The sequence below is a fragment of the Pseudomonas mandelii genome (assembly GCF_002251635.1).
Taxonomy (GTDB): Bacteria; Pseudomonadota; Gammaproteobacteria; order Pseudomonadales; family Pseudomonadaceae; genus Aquipseudomonas; species Aquipseudomonas mandelii_B.
Genome location: NZ_NMOJ01000012.1, coordinates 19,175 through 34,341, shown reverse-complemented (window position 1 = coordinate 34,341; position 15,167 = coordinate 19,175). Strand labels below are relative to the sequence as shown.

General features: G+C 59.3%; 14 protein-coding genes and 2 pseudogenes. 7 read left to right on the top strand and 9 right to left on the bottom strand.

Annotated features, from left to right (window positions below):
* Positions 1–70: 70 nt before the first annotated feature.
* Together B7L09_RS01680 and B7L09_RS01675 are read left to right on the top strand one after the other, a co-directional pair.
* Positions 71–433 (top strand): annotated as a pseudogene (locus tag B7L09_RS01680) (oxidoreductase); the annotation flags it as partial.
* Between the two features lie 38 nt (positions 434–471).
* Positions 472–924: a PAS domain-containing protein gene (locus B7L09_RS01675; RefSeq protein ID WP_017338856.1), complete on the top strand. Its 453-nt coding sequence runs from the start codon at positions 472–474 to the stop codon at positions 922–924.
* A gap of 448 nt (positions 925–1,372) precedes the next feature.
* Here the strand turns inward: B7L09_RS01675 and B7L09_RS01670 are convergent, their stop codons facing one another.
* Positions 1,373–2,140: an SDR family NAD(P)-dependent oxidoreductase gene (locus B7L09_RS01670; RefSeq protein ID WP_255141535.1), complete on the bottom strand. Its 768-nt coding sequence runs from the start codon at positions 2,138–2,140 to the stop codon at positions 1,373–1,375.
* A gap of 173 nt (positions 2,141–2,313) precedes the next feature.
* Between B7L09_RS01670 and B7L09_RS32200 the strand changes: the two are divergent.
* Positions 2,314–2,571, top strand: a pseudogene (locus B7L09_RS32200) (DNA-binding response regulator); the annotation flags it as partial.
* Positions 2,572–2,603: 32 nt separating this feature from the next.
* Here B7L09_RS32200 and B7L09_RS01660 read toward each other — a convergent pair.
* The 3 genes from B7L09_RS01660 to B7L09_RS01650 all read right to left on the bottom strand — a co-directional run bounded on the left by B7L09_RS01660 (position 2,604) and on the right by B7L09_RS01650 (position 5,095).
* Positions 2,604–3,197, bottom strand: coding sequence for an iron transporter (locus B7L09_RS01660; protein ID WP_010460275.1), 594 nt, complete (start codon positions 3,195–3,197; stop codon positions 2,604–2,606).
* Between the two features lie 327 nt (positions 3,198–3,524).
* Complete coding sequence (locus B7L09_RS01655) at positions 3,525–4,175, bottom strand: dTMP kinase (RefSeq protein ID WP_064452416.1); 651 nt, start codon at positions 4,173–4,175, stop codon at positions 3,525–3,527.
* A gap of 113 nt (positions 4,176–4,288) precedes the next feature.
* The gene (locus tag B7L09_RS01650) at positions 4,289–5,095 is read right to left on the bottom strand and encodes an AraC family transcriptional regulator (protein WP_094467487.1); all 807 of its coding nucleotides are present in this window, start codon (positions 5,093–5,095) and stop codon (positions 4,289–4,291) included.
* A 278-nt stretch (positions 5,096–5,373) separates the two neighbouring features.
* Between B7L09_RS01650 and B7L09_RS01645 the strand changes: the two genes are divergently transcribed.
* The 4 genes from B7L09_RS01645 to B7L09_RS01630 all read left to right on the top strand — a co-directional run bounded on the left by B7L09_RS01645 (position 5,374) and on the right by B7L09_RS01630 (position 9,445).
* On the top strand, positions 5,374–6,300 hold the full coding sequence (locus B7L09_RS01645; protein ID WP_094467486.1) for a 4-hydroxyproline epimerase: 927 nt from the start codon (positions 5,374–5,376) through the stop codon (positions 6,298–6,300).
* A 60-nt stretch (positions 6,301–6,360) separates the two neighbouring features.
* Complete coding sequence (locus B7L09_RS01640) at positions 6,361–7,308, top strand: dihydrodipicolinate synthase family protein (RefSeq protein ID WP_094467485.1); 948 nt, start codon at positions 6,361–6,363, stop codon at positions 7,306–7,308.
* Positions 7,309–7,380: 72 nt separating this feature from the next.
* Complete coding sequence (locus tag B7L09_RS01635) at positions 7,381–8,658, top strand: NAD(P)/FAD-dependent oxidoreductase (protein WP_094467484.1); 1,278 nt, start codon at positions 7,381–7,383, stop codon at positions 8,656–8,658.
* A gap of 142 nt (positions 8,659–8,800) precedes the next feature.
* Entirely contained in the window at positions 8,801–9,445 is a 645-nt protein-coding gene (locus B7L09_RS01630) for an MliC family protein (protein WP_094467483.1), read from the top strand.
* A 43-nt stretch (positions 9,446–9,488) separates the two neighbouring features.
* Here B7L09_RS01630 and B7L09_RS01625 read toward each other — a convergent pair whose 3' ends face one another.
* The 5 genes from B7L09_RS01625 to B7L09_RS01605 form a co-directional block, all read right to left on the bottom strand.
* Positions 9,489–9,914, bottom strand: coding sequence for a CBS domain-containing protein (locus B7L09_RS01625; protein WP_255141610.1), 426 nt, complete (start codon positions 9,912–9,914; stop codon positions 9,489–9,491).
* A gap of 39 nt (positions 9,915–9,953) precedes the next feature.
* Positions 9,954–10,331 carry a nitrite reductase small subunit NirD gene (gene nirD / locus B7L09_RS01620; protein ID WP_094467482.1) on the bottom strand — a complete coding sequence of 126 codons (378 nt, stop codon included), beginning with the start codon at positions 10,329–10,331 and terminating at the stop codon, positions 9,954–9,956.
* Entirely contained in the window at positions 10,331–12,892 is a 2,562-nt protein-coding gene (nirB, locus tag B7L09_RS01615) for a nitrite reductase large subunit NirB (protein ID WP_094467481.1), read from the bottom strand. The genes nirD and nirB overlap by 1 nt, the downstream gene beginning before the upstream one ends.
* A gap of 334 nt (positions 12,893–13,226) precedes the next feature.
* Positions 13,227–14,567 carry a glutamine synthetase family protein gene (locus tag B7L09_RS01610; protein ID WP_438269287.1) on the bottom strand — a complete coding sequence of 447 codons (1,341 nt, stop codon included), beginning with the start codon at positions 14,565–14,567 and terminating at the stop codon, positions 13,227–13,229.
* A 20-nt stretch (positions 14,568–14,587) separates the two neighbouring features.
* Positions 14,588–15,142 (bottom strand): helix-turn-helix domain-containing protein, encoded by a 555-nt coding sequence (locus tag B7L09_RS01605; RefSeq protein WP_094467480.1) that lies wholly within the window; start codon positions 15,140–15,142, stop codon positions 14,588–14,590.
* Between the last annotated feature and the right edge of the window lie 25 nt (positions 15,143–15,167).

The window sequence follows — 15,167 nt, the reverse complement described above, 5'->3', positions numbered from 1 at the left end:
ATAGTGATTGAAAAGCGGGGTTTGAATGAACGAAAAATCACGACCAGTATCTCCTTGTAGCGCCTGCAGGGAGGGCAATGANACCACCTACATCGAAGCGATCAAAATACTTGAGGTTGTTGGGATTGCTTACCTCTCCATCGCCGAAGCGGACTGGGATAATGCACCACGGATGCCGGAATCGTTCCGTCGCGCAGTCCGTAGTTCCTTCAGCGGGGCGATCATCTACGCCGGTCGTTACACTGCACAAAGCGCTACGCAGCTGCTGGATTCAGGATTGGCCGACCTTGTCGCTTTTGGCCGTACGTTCATGGCCAACCCGGATCTACCAGCCAGAATCGCGAACGATTGGCCGCTGAACCCTCTGAACTCAGCCACAGTGTATGGTGGTAATGCCGAGGGTTATACTGATTACTCCGTGTATGGCGGGTAACCGCTAAAAATGAGATGTCACTCACTGGGGCTCTGAAAATGATCGACGCAGAACTGCTGAAACTGGTGGTTGAAGCATCCAACGATGGCATCGTGGTAGCAGAGCAGGAAGGCGACGAGAACATCCTGATCTATGCCAACCCTGCCTTTCAGCGCCTTACGGGGTACAGCGTTGACGACATCCTGTACCAGGACTGCCGCTTCCTGCAGGGTGATGACCGTAATCAAGCTGGTTTGACAGTAATCCGCGAGGCGATAAGGAACATGCTCCCCTGCCGCCAAGTCATTCGCAACTATCGCAAGGACGGCAGCGCCTTCTGGAACGAGCTGTCGATCACTCCAGTGTTCAACGACACAGATCAACTCACCTACTTCATCGGTATCCAGAAGGACGTCAGCGTCGAAGTTGAAGCCAAGGAACGAGTGCGTGAACTGGAAGCTGAGGTCGCACAACTGAAGACTCAACTGGCTCAATTTCAATCTAAAGCCTAGATGGATCCGCACTTGATGGGTTAACGATCCAGTATCCACTCGTAAAAACGTCCCTGTTTCTGAACCAGGGACTGGTGAGTTCTCAAGCAACGTGCCAACCCAACCCCCTCGCAATGATCCGCTAGAACTCGTGCACTGCCGTAATCGTAATCAGATGGTGCACAAGATCATGGCCCATTCCAGCTATCCGGCCAGATGCCAATGGCCCGGCCTTTCGCCGAGTTTGGTGTATGCCGATGCCCTACGTAATCGAAAGACAAACGTGGTGCTTAAGGATGGCTGGGCTGCACGGATGTTCTGGTATAGAAGCTCCTGTAAGTAATCTCGACCTGAGTTACTATTTCAACGCTGGCGGAGCTAGCATCTGGCTTAAGGCCAGCAAGCATCTGCGCGTTTGATTTCTTCGTTAAATAGTAGGCTCAATAAAAGACAGCAGTCCAAGCTAGCGTCAGGGCGCCTTGTTTTCGATCAGACAATTACCGCCATCCACCACCAGCACTTCACCGGTGATATAGCTGGCTTCTGGAGACGCCAAAAACGCCACTGCAGCGGCAACCTCTTCTGGACGACCGGCGCGACCGATCGGAGTGTAGGTACCAGCGCGGCTTTCCTCCTCGGTCAATGCTCCTGTATCAATCCAGCCTGGTGCAACACTGTTGACGGTGATGCCCCGTTTACCGACTTCCAGCGCCAGGGCCATATTCATCCCCAGCATCGCTGCTTTTGCCGCACTGTAAGCCGATTCACCTGGATTGCTGCCGCGTGTACCGGACGTCGAACTGATGTGGACGATGCGTCCGTAACCGCGCGTCTTCATCCCAGGCAACACCGCACGAGTCAGCAAAAAAGCGCTAGTCAGGTTGCGCAAAAGAGATAGATTCCAGGTCGCCAAATCCATGTCCGCCACTTCGACGAAGGGCTCCGGGCTGCCGACCATAGCCATACCGGCGTTATTGACCAAAATGTCGATATGGCCGAACTGCTCATAAGCCCAATCGGTCAGCTCCTTGACCTGCAATTCGTCAGTCAGGTCGGCTGTCATCGCCCGAGCGTCTATACCCTCAGCCTGCAACTCGGCGACACGTTGCTGGATCCGCGCACTGCTGGCAGTGATCAAGACACGCGCGCCTTCGCGGCCCAAACGTCGGGCGATCGCCAGACCAATGCCACTTTCACTGCCCGCACCGCTGACCAGAGCGACTTGACCTTGCCACATTGGAATCACCATTTCTTATCTCTTTGTGATCACAAATTTAATGCACGTTAGCAAAAAAGCCGATGAATGCCGGTGATTCGGGAATTTGTGATCAGGCCGAGCACCGATCGACATCGATACATGGAAGTCAGATGGTGCTGGCTTTACGAGCGGCGCAAATTGCCCTTAATACTAAAGGGTTGGATCTGGGTGCTGATGACTACATGGTCAAGCCTTTTGCGTTCCCCGAGCTACTTGCTAGAGTCCGAGTCTTGCTGCGTAGAGCAAACCCTCCATCCAGTCAGCCCCATTTAGTAATCGGTGATCTTGAGCTTGACCTACTCAAGCATCAGGCGTTTCGAGGAGGGAAACGGATCGACCTAACGGCGAAAGAGTTTTCATTATTGGAGTTTATGCTCCAGCACCGTGGTGAAGTTCTTCCGAAATCCCTTACCTGCGCCCTCCTTCGGCAAAATGGGCTCCGCTAGTTTGCTGCCGAGACGGGTTCTGATACCTCGACAAGCACACCTTCCTTCAATTTGAAGTGAAAGTGGGCGTTTACCGGTTTCGACCACAGGTCTTTGTCCTGCATTTCACGAGCGAACGTTGGAACACCAACAGTGACCGTGGCGGCGTAAACACCATCACCAGCTAAGGGGCTGTTTTCAGAGTAATGCAAACCACTGCCGCCCCACATCGGCGGTAGAATCGTTTCTACGCTCTTTCCATTGGCTTTGTTCGTCGCAGCGAAGGTAACCGTGGAGTACGGGAGTCGCGTCTTGGTTGCGTTGTCCGTCACCTTGATCTCAATATGATACCGCTCGTTCTTTGCGGGAACATGTTCACTCCACTGAGCAGGTGTTCCCATCTGCATCCACATAGCTTCGGCGCCCTCAAGCTCCAACTGGATTGTCAGCCCGTCGTTGATGACTCTACCTATTAGAACTGCGCTTTCCGTTGGATCTTTCGGTGAGGTGAGCGTCTTGATCTGCGGCTCTTCCGCTTGCGCAAGGCATGTGGCGACTGGCAGTGCTATTGCGGATCCTAAAGCGAACAGCAACTTTTGGGTGTTTGTCATCTCAAGTGCTCCTGGCTGAGTGAAGCTATCGCGGATGCAATTTCCAACGCCAATTAGATCTCACTGTCGTTTCCACCAATCACGTTTGCAATAGCATCAATGGCTAAGTTCATCTGCAAGCCCTTTGAATAGCTACGTTGGTACTTCACTCTAGCCCATGGACTGCCTACTGCCGGTTAGCTGTCAGAAATGTAATATTTCAAACAGCTAATCAACGCTGCTCCAGGCTGGCAATCACATTGCCCACAACGAAGTCCATCTTTCCAATGCGCGGCCCGTGATCCTACTGGACAAAGGGAGGCAATTCATCTCCTCGCAACGGCTATCTCACCGCATCAAGGCCGGCGCAGCAAACTTCGTCCAGGGGCATCGAAGGACTCTATAAATCTCCGAAACTACCTGCATCGTCGCGTCTTCGATCGATCCTTCATTACGGCATAAAACCCAGCCGTGATCTGCAACCGCTTGCTCGAACGACCTGGTACAAGCGACATGTTCTTCCAGCTTATGGATTACGGTACTGCTCAGCCCGCGCCGGCGCGCCGCTGCCCTCGCCCATGAAATATCAGGGGCGGTGACAACCCCGACATGCAGGTCTGGGACACGCACGTTTCGATCAATGTTCAACTGTAGAATCTCTGCAAACGCGATTGTCCGGCGAAACGCGGCATCAGACGGGTACCAGCGATCGATCAAAATGATGCTGCCAGGTGGCTGTTTAGCCAGCACGTGCCGGGAAATCCAGTGACGGCTATCAGCAAAGCGCTCACAAACCCCCAGCTCCAAATCCCGGGAGGGATTTCTGACGAGCTTGTTAACGAGGGCCATTGTTTCACCCCTATAGGGATCGCTTTTTTTCTCGCAAAGCCGGATCACCTTTTGGTTGTCTGCCCTCAGTACTTTCGTAACGGCCTCCAACAGTGTTGTTTTGCCAGTGCCTTTGGGCCCATCTAGAGAAACAAACAGCGGACGATTCATTCTTCAAACAACGAGTGATATACGTTTTTTTGCCCGGTTCGTTCGTTGAAACCGCTTGGCGCGACTACGCGAATCGAGTGGAGGGTTCTTATGAACAGACAGTGATGAGCACTCTAACTCGNTTTCNGTTGCGCCCCCNACGCCAACTCAATACCCGTCGCCTGCCGATACTGCCGCGGCGTGAAACCGGTCAATGCCTTGAACTGTCGTGTGAACGCACTGTGGTCGGTGTAGCCGCACTGCAATGCCACGTCGGTAATGGGAATTTCGGTGTGCAGCAGTCGGTGCGCATGCTCCAGGCGCACTTTTTGGATCATCTGCCGTGGCGTCAGGTGGAACACGCGTTTGCAATAGCGTTCCAGCTGCGCCACGGAAATACCGGCGATCCGCGTCAGTTCACCCAAGGTGATACGGCGATTGAAATGCGCGCGAATGTGTTCATCCACCGCCGCCAGGCGCTGGTACGCCGGATGGCTATCACTGGCCGATTGCAGGTCGACCGAAATCCCGGCCAGGCCCATGATTTCACCGCTGCGGTTATATAACGGGCGCTTATGCGTCAGGCACCAACCTGGCTCTCGACTGCCGTATAAGTGCAACTCCAGTTGGTCTTCCAGGACAAAGCCTTGCTCCAGTACACGACGATCCTGTTCGGTGTAGCCAGGCCCCAATTGTGCTGGAAAGACTTCGGCACTGGTTTTTCCAAGCAGCGGTTGCAACTGTTTCAACCCGCAACGCTGAACCAGCGTGCTATTGGCCATGACATAACGCGCCTTCAAGTCCTTGATAAAGATCGCGGCATTGGGGATTACGTCCAGCATCGGCAACAGTAGTGCCACGCTCGCCAGTAAGTCTTCGAGTGTATCGGGGCGATTCAGGTCGTTTCCTTGGCACAGGACTGCCCATGCGTTCTGCGTCATGACGCTAGTTCTCCCTCTCCGCGGACAAGCAAAAATCCTCCCTTGCGCCCTCTCCGCTCCACAGCTGGCCTTCACTTCGGAGCCGGTGTCGAGGCGCGCGCAAGCAGATTGCCCCAAGGTCTACCCCGTGTCGAGGCCCTCGGCATTGTGCTGATTTCGTCATTTGCAGCCATGGAAAACATCAATCGCAATCGTCCCTGACGCGCTCACTCTATCCGCAGCTTCGGTGGCCTGATGGTGGCAACCGACGGACCGGCACACTTCGAAAGGACAGGTAGATGAAACGAGTGCATGTCATCGACTCCCACACCGGCGGCGAACCGACTCGCCTGGTGATGAATGGTTTCCCCCAACTGCCCGGCCAGACCATGATCGAGAAGCGTGATGCCCTGCGCGATCAGCATGACCACTGGCGCAGGGCCTGCCTGCTGGAGCCCCGGGGCAACGATGTGCTGGTTGGTGCCCTGTATTGCGAGCCGGTCTCGCCGGATGCCACCTGCGGGGTGATCTTTTTCAATAACGCCGGCTACCTCGGCATGTGCGGCCACGGCACCCTCGGCCTGGTCGCCTCCTTGCACCACCTGGGGCGCATCGAGCCTGGCGTGCACACCATCGACACGCCGGTCGGCCCCGTTGCAGCCACCTTGCACGAAGACGGCGCCGTGACCCTGCGCAATGTGCCCGCCTACCGCTATCGCCAGCAGGTGCCGGTAGACGTGCCTGGCCATGGGACGATCTGTGGCGATATCGCCTGGGGCGGCAACTGGTTTTTCCTGGTGTCGGAGCATGGCCAAACGCTGCAAATGGACAATGTCGACGCCCTCACCGACTACACCTGGGCGATGCTCAAGGCCCTGGAAGCCCAAGGCATCCATGGCGAAGACGGCGCCGTCATCGACCATGTCGAGCTGTTTGCCGACGACGACCAGGCCGACAGCCGCAACTTCGTCATGTGCCCGGGCAAGGCCTACGACCGCTCGCCATGCGGCACCGGCACCAGCGCCAAACTCGCGTGCCTGGCCGCCGATGGAAAACTCGCCCCCGGCGCGCCGTGGGTACAAGCCAGCATCACCGGCAGCCAATTCGAAGCCCGTTATGAATGGGATGGCGAGCGCATTCGTCCTTTCATCACCGGCCGCGCGTACATGACCGCCGATAGCACGCTGCTGATCGACGAACAGGATCCCTTCGCGTGGGGCATTTGAGCGAACACGCTGCACTTCCCCCTCAAACACATTGAATGAACGCTGCAAGGAGTGACAACAATGAGCGCCAACATCTTCACGGGCTGCATGCCTGCACTGATGACCCCCTGCACCGCCGAGCGCAAACCCGACTTCGACGCGCTGGTGGCCAAAGGTCGCGAACTGGTCGATATCGGCATGAGCGCCGTGGTGTATTGCGGTTCCATGGGTGATTGGCCGCTACTGACCGAGGCCGAGCGCCAGGAAGGTGTGGCCCGCCTGGTNGCCGCCGGCGTTCCGACCATTGTCGGGACCGGTGCCGTCAACAGCCGTGAAGCGATTTCCCACGCGGCCCATGCGGCCAAGGTCGGTGCCAAGGGCCTGATGGTCATCCCTCGCGTGCTCTCCCGGGGTGCCTCGCCGGCCGCGCAAAAAGCTCACTTCGCGGCGATCTTGAAGGCCGCGCCCAACCTGCCGGCGGTGATCTACAACAGCCCGTACTACGGCTTCGCCACCCGCGCCGAACTGTTCTTCGAACTGCGCCGCGAACACCCGAACCTGATCGGCTTCAAGGAATTCGGCGGCGCTGCCGACCTGCGCTACGCGGCGGAAAACATCACCTCCCAGGACGATGACGTGACCCTGATGGTCGGCGTCGACACCCAAGTGGTGCACGGTTTCGTCAACTGCAACGCCACCGGCGCTATCACCGGCATCGGCAACGCCTTGCCACGGGAAGTGCTGCAACTGGTTGCCCTGAGCAAGCAGGCTGCCAAAGGCGACGCCAAGGCCCGACGCCTGGCCCGTGAACTGGAAGCCGCGCTGGCCGTGCTGTCGTCCTTCGATGAAGGCTGCGATCTGGTGCTGTATTACAAGCACTTGATGGTGCTCAACGGTGACCAGGGCTACGCCCTGCACTTCAACCAAACCGACACGCTCAGCGATGCCCAGCGGCACTACGCCGAGAACCAGTACGCGCTGTTCCGCCAGTGGTACAAAAACTGGTCGACCGAACAGAACGTCGCCTGACCTCACCCTGACTGCGCCCGCTGTGAAACCGCCCGGTTTTGCAGTCAGGGCCACTTTTTTCCAGGAAGCGCCATGACTCTGCCTGCTGCACATAACCCGCACGACAACGCGGACATTGCCGTGGTCGGCGCCGGCATCATCGGCGTCGCCTGCGCCTTGCGGCTGGCACGCCAGGGCCTGCGGGTGGTGGTCATCGACCCACAGGACCCCGGCATGGGCGCCTCCTACGGCAACGCCGGGCACCTGGCGACCGAGCAGGTTTTTCCGATTGCCGACGTGTCCATCCTCAAGCGCCTGCCCACCATGCTCATGGACCCGATGGGCCCGCTGCGCCTGGACTGGAAATACCTGCCGCGCGCCCTGCCCTGGTTCACGCGCCTGTTGCTGAACCTGCGCCATGCCCCCTTCCAGCGGACCGTCGCCGGCCTGCGCGCACTCAACGAAAGCAGCCTGGGCGCCTGGCACCGACTGCTGGAGGACATTGCCCGCCCCAATCTGCTGCGCGAAGACGGCTCGTTGCTGGTGTTCGAACGGGCCGACTCGCATAAAGCAATCGAAGCGCTACAAGCACGGATGCGCCATCAACACGTACCGATCGACTACTGGCACGCCAACGCGGTGCGCGAGGCGGCGCCACAACTCAGCGAGCGAATTCAGGGCGGTCTGTTCTTCCCGCGCACCGGGCATTTTCTCGACCCTTACCGGGTGGTCTGCGAACTGGTCCATGCCGCCAAAGCCTGCGGCGTGCACTTCCTCAAGCAACAGGTCCTGGGCGCACACCTGCAGGAGCACGGTGTCTCGCTCATCACCGACCAGGGCCGTTTCACCGCCCGCCAGACCCTGATCGCCTGCGGTGCTCACTCCGCGAAGCTGACGGCAGCGCTGACCGGCAAAAAAGTACCGCTGGACACCGAGCGCGGCTATCACCTGATGCTGCCNNATGAACACGGGCGGTTGCCGTTCGCCGTCACCTCGCTGGAGCGCAAGTTCATCATGACCCCGATGGACGATGGCCTGAGATTGGCCGGCACCGTCGAGTTCGCCGGCCTCGAGCGAGCTCCGCTGATGGAGCGTGCCTGGCAGTTGCACCGATTGAGTGAAGGCCTGTTCAAGCGTGACTTGAACGCTGAGGCGGCCACGCCGTGGATGGGGTTTCGCCCGTCCTTGCCGGATTCCCTGCCGATCATCGACCGGGTGTGCGACGGCAAGGTGCTGCTCGCCTTCGGTCACCAGCACCTGGGGCTGACGCAGGCGGCGGTCACTGCCGAACTCATCGCGCAACTGGCTTCGCCCGCGCCTCATCCCCATGGATTGCCGGCGATTGCGCCCTACAGACTGGATCGATTCTGAAGATCACCCGCCGCCGGGCGGGTGTGGCAAGTTTCAAGCACTGGCATACACTGCGTACACCCCATGCAAACGAATGACTGTTCAACGGATCGTCAGGTCCTCGGCAATCCGGGCATCCCGTAATGATCTGGGTGAAGCCAACATGAAAACGGTCACGGCCCTTTTCACCTGTCTGCTCGCTGCCAGCGTGTGCGCGGCGGCGAGCACCTGCGCCCACGCTGCGTCCCCTCCCGGCATCGACTGCGCCAAGACCAGGGTGGCCGTCGAAAAGCTCATCTGTCGTGACCCACAACTGACGCAGATGGATATCGAACTGACGCGTCTTTATCGCCTGGCGCTCACCGATGAACGTTCAGTTCCGCCCCCGGACAAAGTCATCATCGACCAGCAGTTCTGGATCGATGCCCGCAATGGGTGTGCCTCGGGACCGGAGCAAAAGATGTGCATCATCCGCAGTTATGCCGAGCGTGCGCACCAACTGCGCCAAGGCTCGGCCATCGTGAGAACCAAGGATCCAGACCGACTCACCGAAGGCCCGCTGGCGTATCGCTGCGCAGGGTTCAACGCGCTGATTGCCGCCACCTTCTTCAGCACGCAACCGGGTGTCGTGTACCTGAAATGGGCCAACACCGCGATCACCCTGAATCAGGTGCCGAGCGAGTTGGGCACCCGCTACACCGGCAAGGATTACCAGGGCAACTACAGCTTCTGGCAGGACGGCGGCGTAGTGCTTTTCCAGAAGCCAGGCTCACGGGAAATGAGTTGTACGGTCGAGCCGGTCGGCTGATATCGCTGCCTTCAAACCACCCCGACTTCCACCCTCCCACCGTTCAACGCTCCAATTGCCGAATCAGATCGGCCTGCTCGACGATGGCTTCCTTGACCAGATCGCCAATCGACAGCAGGCCAATCAGTTCACCGTCTTCCACCACCGGCAAATGACGCAGATGACTGTCGGTCATGACGGCCATGCAGCGCTCGATGCTTTGCTGACTCGGCGCAGTCACTACCGGCGAGCTCATGATGTCGCGCACTGGCGTCCCCACTGAAGAGCGCCCCTGCAGCACGACTTTGCGGGCATAGTCACGCTCGCTGATCACCCCGACCACCTGGCCTTTGTCGATGACGGGAAGTGCCCCGACGTTCTTTTCGGCCATGAGCTTCAGGGCCTCCAGCACCATTTCATCAGGTGCGATGCTATGCACCTGACGGTTCTGCACGACCTTGAGTTTGAGCAACTCAGGCTCACGGGAAATGAGTTGTACGGTCGAGCCGGTCGGCTGATATCGCTGCCTTCAAACCACCCCGACTTCCACCCTCCCACCGTTCAACCGCACCGGCCAGACCCGCAAACGCTGTTGCGGATACTCTAGGCAACCGCCGTCCGCCAGCCGGAAATGCTGTTTGTAGATCGGCGAGGCCACCACCAGATCACCCTTGATGCTGCCAATCAGGCCGCGACCGATGACATTCGCCCCGGATTGCGGGTCATGGTTGTCGATGGCGTAGAGGGTCTGCCCCTCGGCTGCGGGCAGGTAGAACAGCGCCACTTGTGCGCCGTCCAGCCAGACGACGACGCCGGAGTTGCTGACCAGGTCCTGTTGCTCGCAGACGGTTTGCCAGGCGCCGGTGTTTTCCTGGGGCGCGCTGCGTCGGGTAGTGGGCTGGCTCATCAGGCAATCTCCTCGGTGACAGGGATAAGGTTGAGTTCGGCGGCCATGATCGGGCGCCGTTGGCCGCGCTCCTGGACAAAGTGGATGTCCGGGTCCGGGCGTTTGTCGTTGACGAAGGTGCGGAAGCGCTTAAGTTTTTCCGGGTCTTTGAGGGCGTTGGCCCACTCGCATTCATAGCGGTCGACCACCAATTGCATCTGCGATTCGAGCTCTTCGCCCAGGCCGAGGCTGTCGTGGATGATCACGTCCTTGAGGTAGTCGAGACCGCCCTCCAGGCTTTCGCGCCATACCGAGGTGCGCTGCAATTTGTCGGCAGTGCGGATGTAGAACATCAGGAAACGGTCGATGTAGCGGATCAGGGTTTCATCGTCGAGGTCGGTGGCGAACAGCTCGGCGTGACGCGGGCGCATGCCGCCGTTGCCGGCGATGTAGAGGTTCCAGCCTTTCTCGGTGGCGATCACGCCGACGTCTTTGCTCTGGGCTTCGGCGCATTCACGGGTGCAACCGGACACCGCGAACTTGAGCTTGTGCGGCGAGCGCAGGCCCTTGTAGCGGTCCTCGATGGCCAACGCCATTTTCACGCTGTCCTGCACGCCATACCGGCACCAGGTGCTGCCGACGCAGGACTTCACCGTGCGAGTCGATTTGCCGTAGGCATGCCCGGTTTCGAAACCGGCTTCGATCAGCTCGGCCCAGATGTCCGGCAACTCGTGCAACTGCGCGCCAAACAGGTCGATCCGTTGGCCGCCGGTTATTTTGGTGTAGAGGTCGTATTTCTTCGCCACCACGCCGATGGCGATCAGTTTGTCGGCGGTGATCTCGCCGCCGGGAATGCGCGGCACCACCGAATAGGTGCCGTTTTTCTGCATGTTGGCCATAAACGTGTCGTTGGTGTCCTGCAACGGCACCAATGAGGCGTCCATGATCGGCTGGTTCCAGCACGATGCGAGGATCGAGCCCACCGCCGGTTTACACACGTCGCAACCGGTGTGGCCACGGCCATGTTTGGCCAACAGTTCTTCGAAGGTGATCACCCCTTCTACCCGTACCAATGCGTAAAGCTCCTGACGGGTATAGGCGAAGTGTTCGCACAGGCTTTTGTCGACGCTGACGCCACGGGCAATCAGCTCATGCTCGAACACCTGCTTGAGCAACCCGGCACAACCGCCGCAGCCGGTGCAGGCCTTGGTTTGCGACTTGAGCAGGCCGAGGTCGGTGCAGCCACCGTCAATGGCCGAGCAAATGGAACCCTTGGTGACGTTGTGGCACGAGCACACCGTGGCCGATTCGGGCAACGCGCCCGGGCCCAGGGTCGGCGCGCCTTCGGACGATGGCAGAATCAGGCTGGCGGGTTCCACCGGCAAGGCAATCGCGTTCTGCATGTATTGCAGCAGCGTGTCGTAATAGCTGTTGTCGCCGACCAGCACCGCACCGAGTACGTGCTTGCCCGTCGCGTCCACCACCAATCGGCGGTAGCTGGCGGTGGTTTCGTCGATGAATTGATAACTGCGCGAGCCCGGCGTGCTGCCGTGCGCATCGCCGATGGAACCGACGTCGACGCCCAGCAGCTTGAGCTTGGTCGACATGTCCGCGCCCATGAACGGCTCGGCAGCTTCGTTGCAAAGCCGTGCGGCAACACCCAGCGCCATCTGGTAGCCCGGGGCGACCAGGCCAAAAATGCTGCCGTTCCACGCGGCGCATTCACCGATGGCATAGATGTTCGGATCGCTGCTCAGGCAGTGGTCGTCAACCACCACGCCGCCACGCGGACCGACTTCCAGCGAGCACTGGCGGGCCAAGGTGTCTTGGGCGCGGATACCGGCGGAAAACACGATCAGGTCGGCTTCCAGAAATTCGTCATTGGCGAAATTCATCCGGTAGCGATATTCCTCGCCAGGGCTGATCGATTGAGTGCCACGCGACAGGTGCACGCCGACGCCGAGGCGTTCGATCTGAGCCTTGAGTGCACGACCGCCCTGCTCGTCCAGCTGCACCGGCATCAAGCGCGGGGCGAATTCCACCACGTGAGCTTCCAGGCCCAGGCTTTTCAGGGCATTGGCGGCTTCCAGACCGAGCAAGCCACCACCGACGACCACTCCACGTCGGGCATTGGACGCAGCGGCACGGATGGCATCGAGGTCCTCTAGGGCGCGGTACACCAGGCGCGAATCGCCCTCGGCGCCTTCGATCGGCGGCACAAACGGGTAGGACCCGGTGGCCAACACCAATTTGTCGTAAGCGACGCAGCCTTGCGCGGTGATCACCTGGCACCGGGCGCGGTCGATTTCCAGGACCGGCACACCCAAGTGCAAGGTGACGCCCGGGGTCTGGTACAACGAGGCTTCACCCAGGGCGAGCGACTCGGCATCACGTCCGGTGAAATATTCGGAAAGGTGCACGCGGTCGTAGGCGCGCATCGGCTCCTCGCTGAAAACATGCAGCCGATAGTGATCAAGGGCACCGCGCTCGATCAGCTGTTCGACACAATGATGTCCGACCATGCCGTTACCGATCACGATCAGCGTTTGCAGCTTGTTCAACGCGGCGACATTGGAATTCATAAGAAGTACCCGACTAAGCCCATCACGGTTCAAAAAGCAAAAAAAAACGCCTGAAACCTTGCGGTTCCAGGCGTCTTTGCCTGTTCTTTTGCGGTGTTGAAACCAGACGTCTATGCCTGACCCACCGATGTTGCCCACGAATCGATCGTCGTTGACCGAGGGGGCTGCCCACTCGACTGCGCTCACGGTGGGCCTGATCAATGTAATGCAGCGATTGTGCCAAGCGCTGAATGTCAGTATTTTACCGCGCCTTCCGGGGCTTTACGCAGATGAACGTTGCGCTTTCTGCCTTGGCTTAGTGCATGCCGGCCCACGAAAGCTTTATAAAAGTGCATTACAGATACCAGCGATACTCCCGCGCACTGATCTCCTGCATGAACGCCAGATGATCCTGGCGCTTGTTCTCGCAATACACGTCCACGAACTCCGCTCCCAGCCCTGCGCGCAGCTGCGGTTGATGCTGCATGGCGCGCACCGCTTCGAGCATCTCCAGCGGGAAGTCGACCCCACTGTTGCGGTCTTCATTGAGCGGCGGGATCGGTTCGTTGCCTGCTTCCAGGCCCTGTTCGAGTCCCACCAGAATCGCTGCCAGCACCAGATACGGGTTGGCATCGGCACTGGCCAGGCGGTGTTCGATACGCAGGTTTTTCGCATCCGATTCCGGAATGCGCAGGCACGCATCACGATCCTCAAAGCCCCAGCTCGCCCGGGTGGCGATGTTGGTGGTGCCGCCCAAACGGCGAAAGGCGTTCTGATTTGGCGCGAAGATCGGCATGCAATGCGGCAGCAATTCCAGGCAGCCGGCCACGGCGTGACGCAGCGGTTGTTGCTGGTGCGCCGCCAGCACATTGTTGCCCGCGCCGTCGTACAGGCTCACATGCACATGCATGCCGCTGCCCGGGTATTGCAGATAAGGCTTGGCCATGAAGCTGGCGCGGTAACCATGCTTGAGTGCCACGCCTCGGGTGCTGCGACAGAACAAGGCCGCCCAGTCCGCTGCGCGCAAGCCATCATCTAGATGCCCGAAATTGATCTCGAACTGGCCCGGACCGAGTTCGGCGGTGATCACCGTGGTGTCGATGCCTTGGGCCCGCGACGCCTCGACCATCTCGTCAAGCACCGGCGCAAAGCGTGACAGGCGCTCAATGTGCATGTTCGGTTGATCGTCGGCATCGTCGGTCAGGCCATCCCGGGGGAATTGCGGCAGTCCGTCGCGCAGCTTTTTATCGAACAGATAGAACTCCAACTCGAACGCCACCACCGGATGGATGCCTTTGTGGTGCAGGCGGTCCAACACCTGCGCCAACACCTGGCGNGGTTCGAACACGATCGGCTNNTCGGTGCCGTCCGAGGTGATCAGCATTTGCCCCAGCGGCTGTGACTCCCAGCTCACCGGCTTGAGCGTGCCAGGCACCAGGCGCCGGTTGGCGTCCGGGTCACCGTCGTTAAAGCAGTAGTCGCCAATCTTGAACAAACCGCCTTGCACACCGAGCAGCACACAGTTTTGCGGCAGTTTCAGCGCGCTGCCGGCCGCGACCTTTTCCAGCATCTCCACGGGATAGCGCTTGCCGTAAAAGTGCCCCGGAATATCCAGGGAAATCAGGTCGACATAACGTACATCAGGGTAGCGTTGGCGAAAGGCGTGCACCTCGGCCAGCAGATCAGCGTCCATCATGGTTGGTCCTATTGTGATGATCAGGTGTAGACCCAGAGCACTCGCGTGAGGTGCTCGGAGAGGTTTCCGTAGCGGCAACGGGTATGGCTGTCGAACTGAAAGCTGTCGCCAGCGTGCAAGGTGACGGCCTCGTCATCGCCCAACCACAGCGTCAACTCGCCTTCGAGCACGTAGCCGCCCTGCTCCGAACTGTCACTCAAGTGCCGCTCGCCACTGCTGGCACCGGCTTCGAGGTGACTTTCGAGCATGGAAAACGACGCGCGCATGCTCGGCGAGACCAGGATGTCGGTGATGCCATTGGCGTAATACACCGTGCGCCGCTCGTTGGGGCGGGTGACCCAGGCCACCGCCTTGGGTTTGGGCAGGCTGTAGAAGTAGGTGGTGGGCACATCGAGGGCGTGGCTGATCGCCGTCAGGTCGGCCACGGTGGGTCGTGACAGGCCGCGTTCGACCTGTGAGAGAAAGCCAACGGAACGACCGATCTGGTCAGCCAGATCCTTCAAGGTGTACTTCTTGTGCTTGCGCAGATCGTGAATAAGGATCGCCAGCGCGGCGATTTCTTCTTGCTTGTTCATGCCTGGATTTCCGCCAAGTGATTCA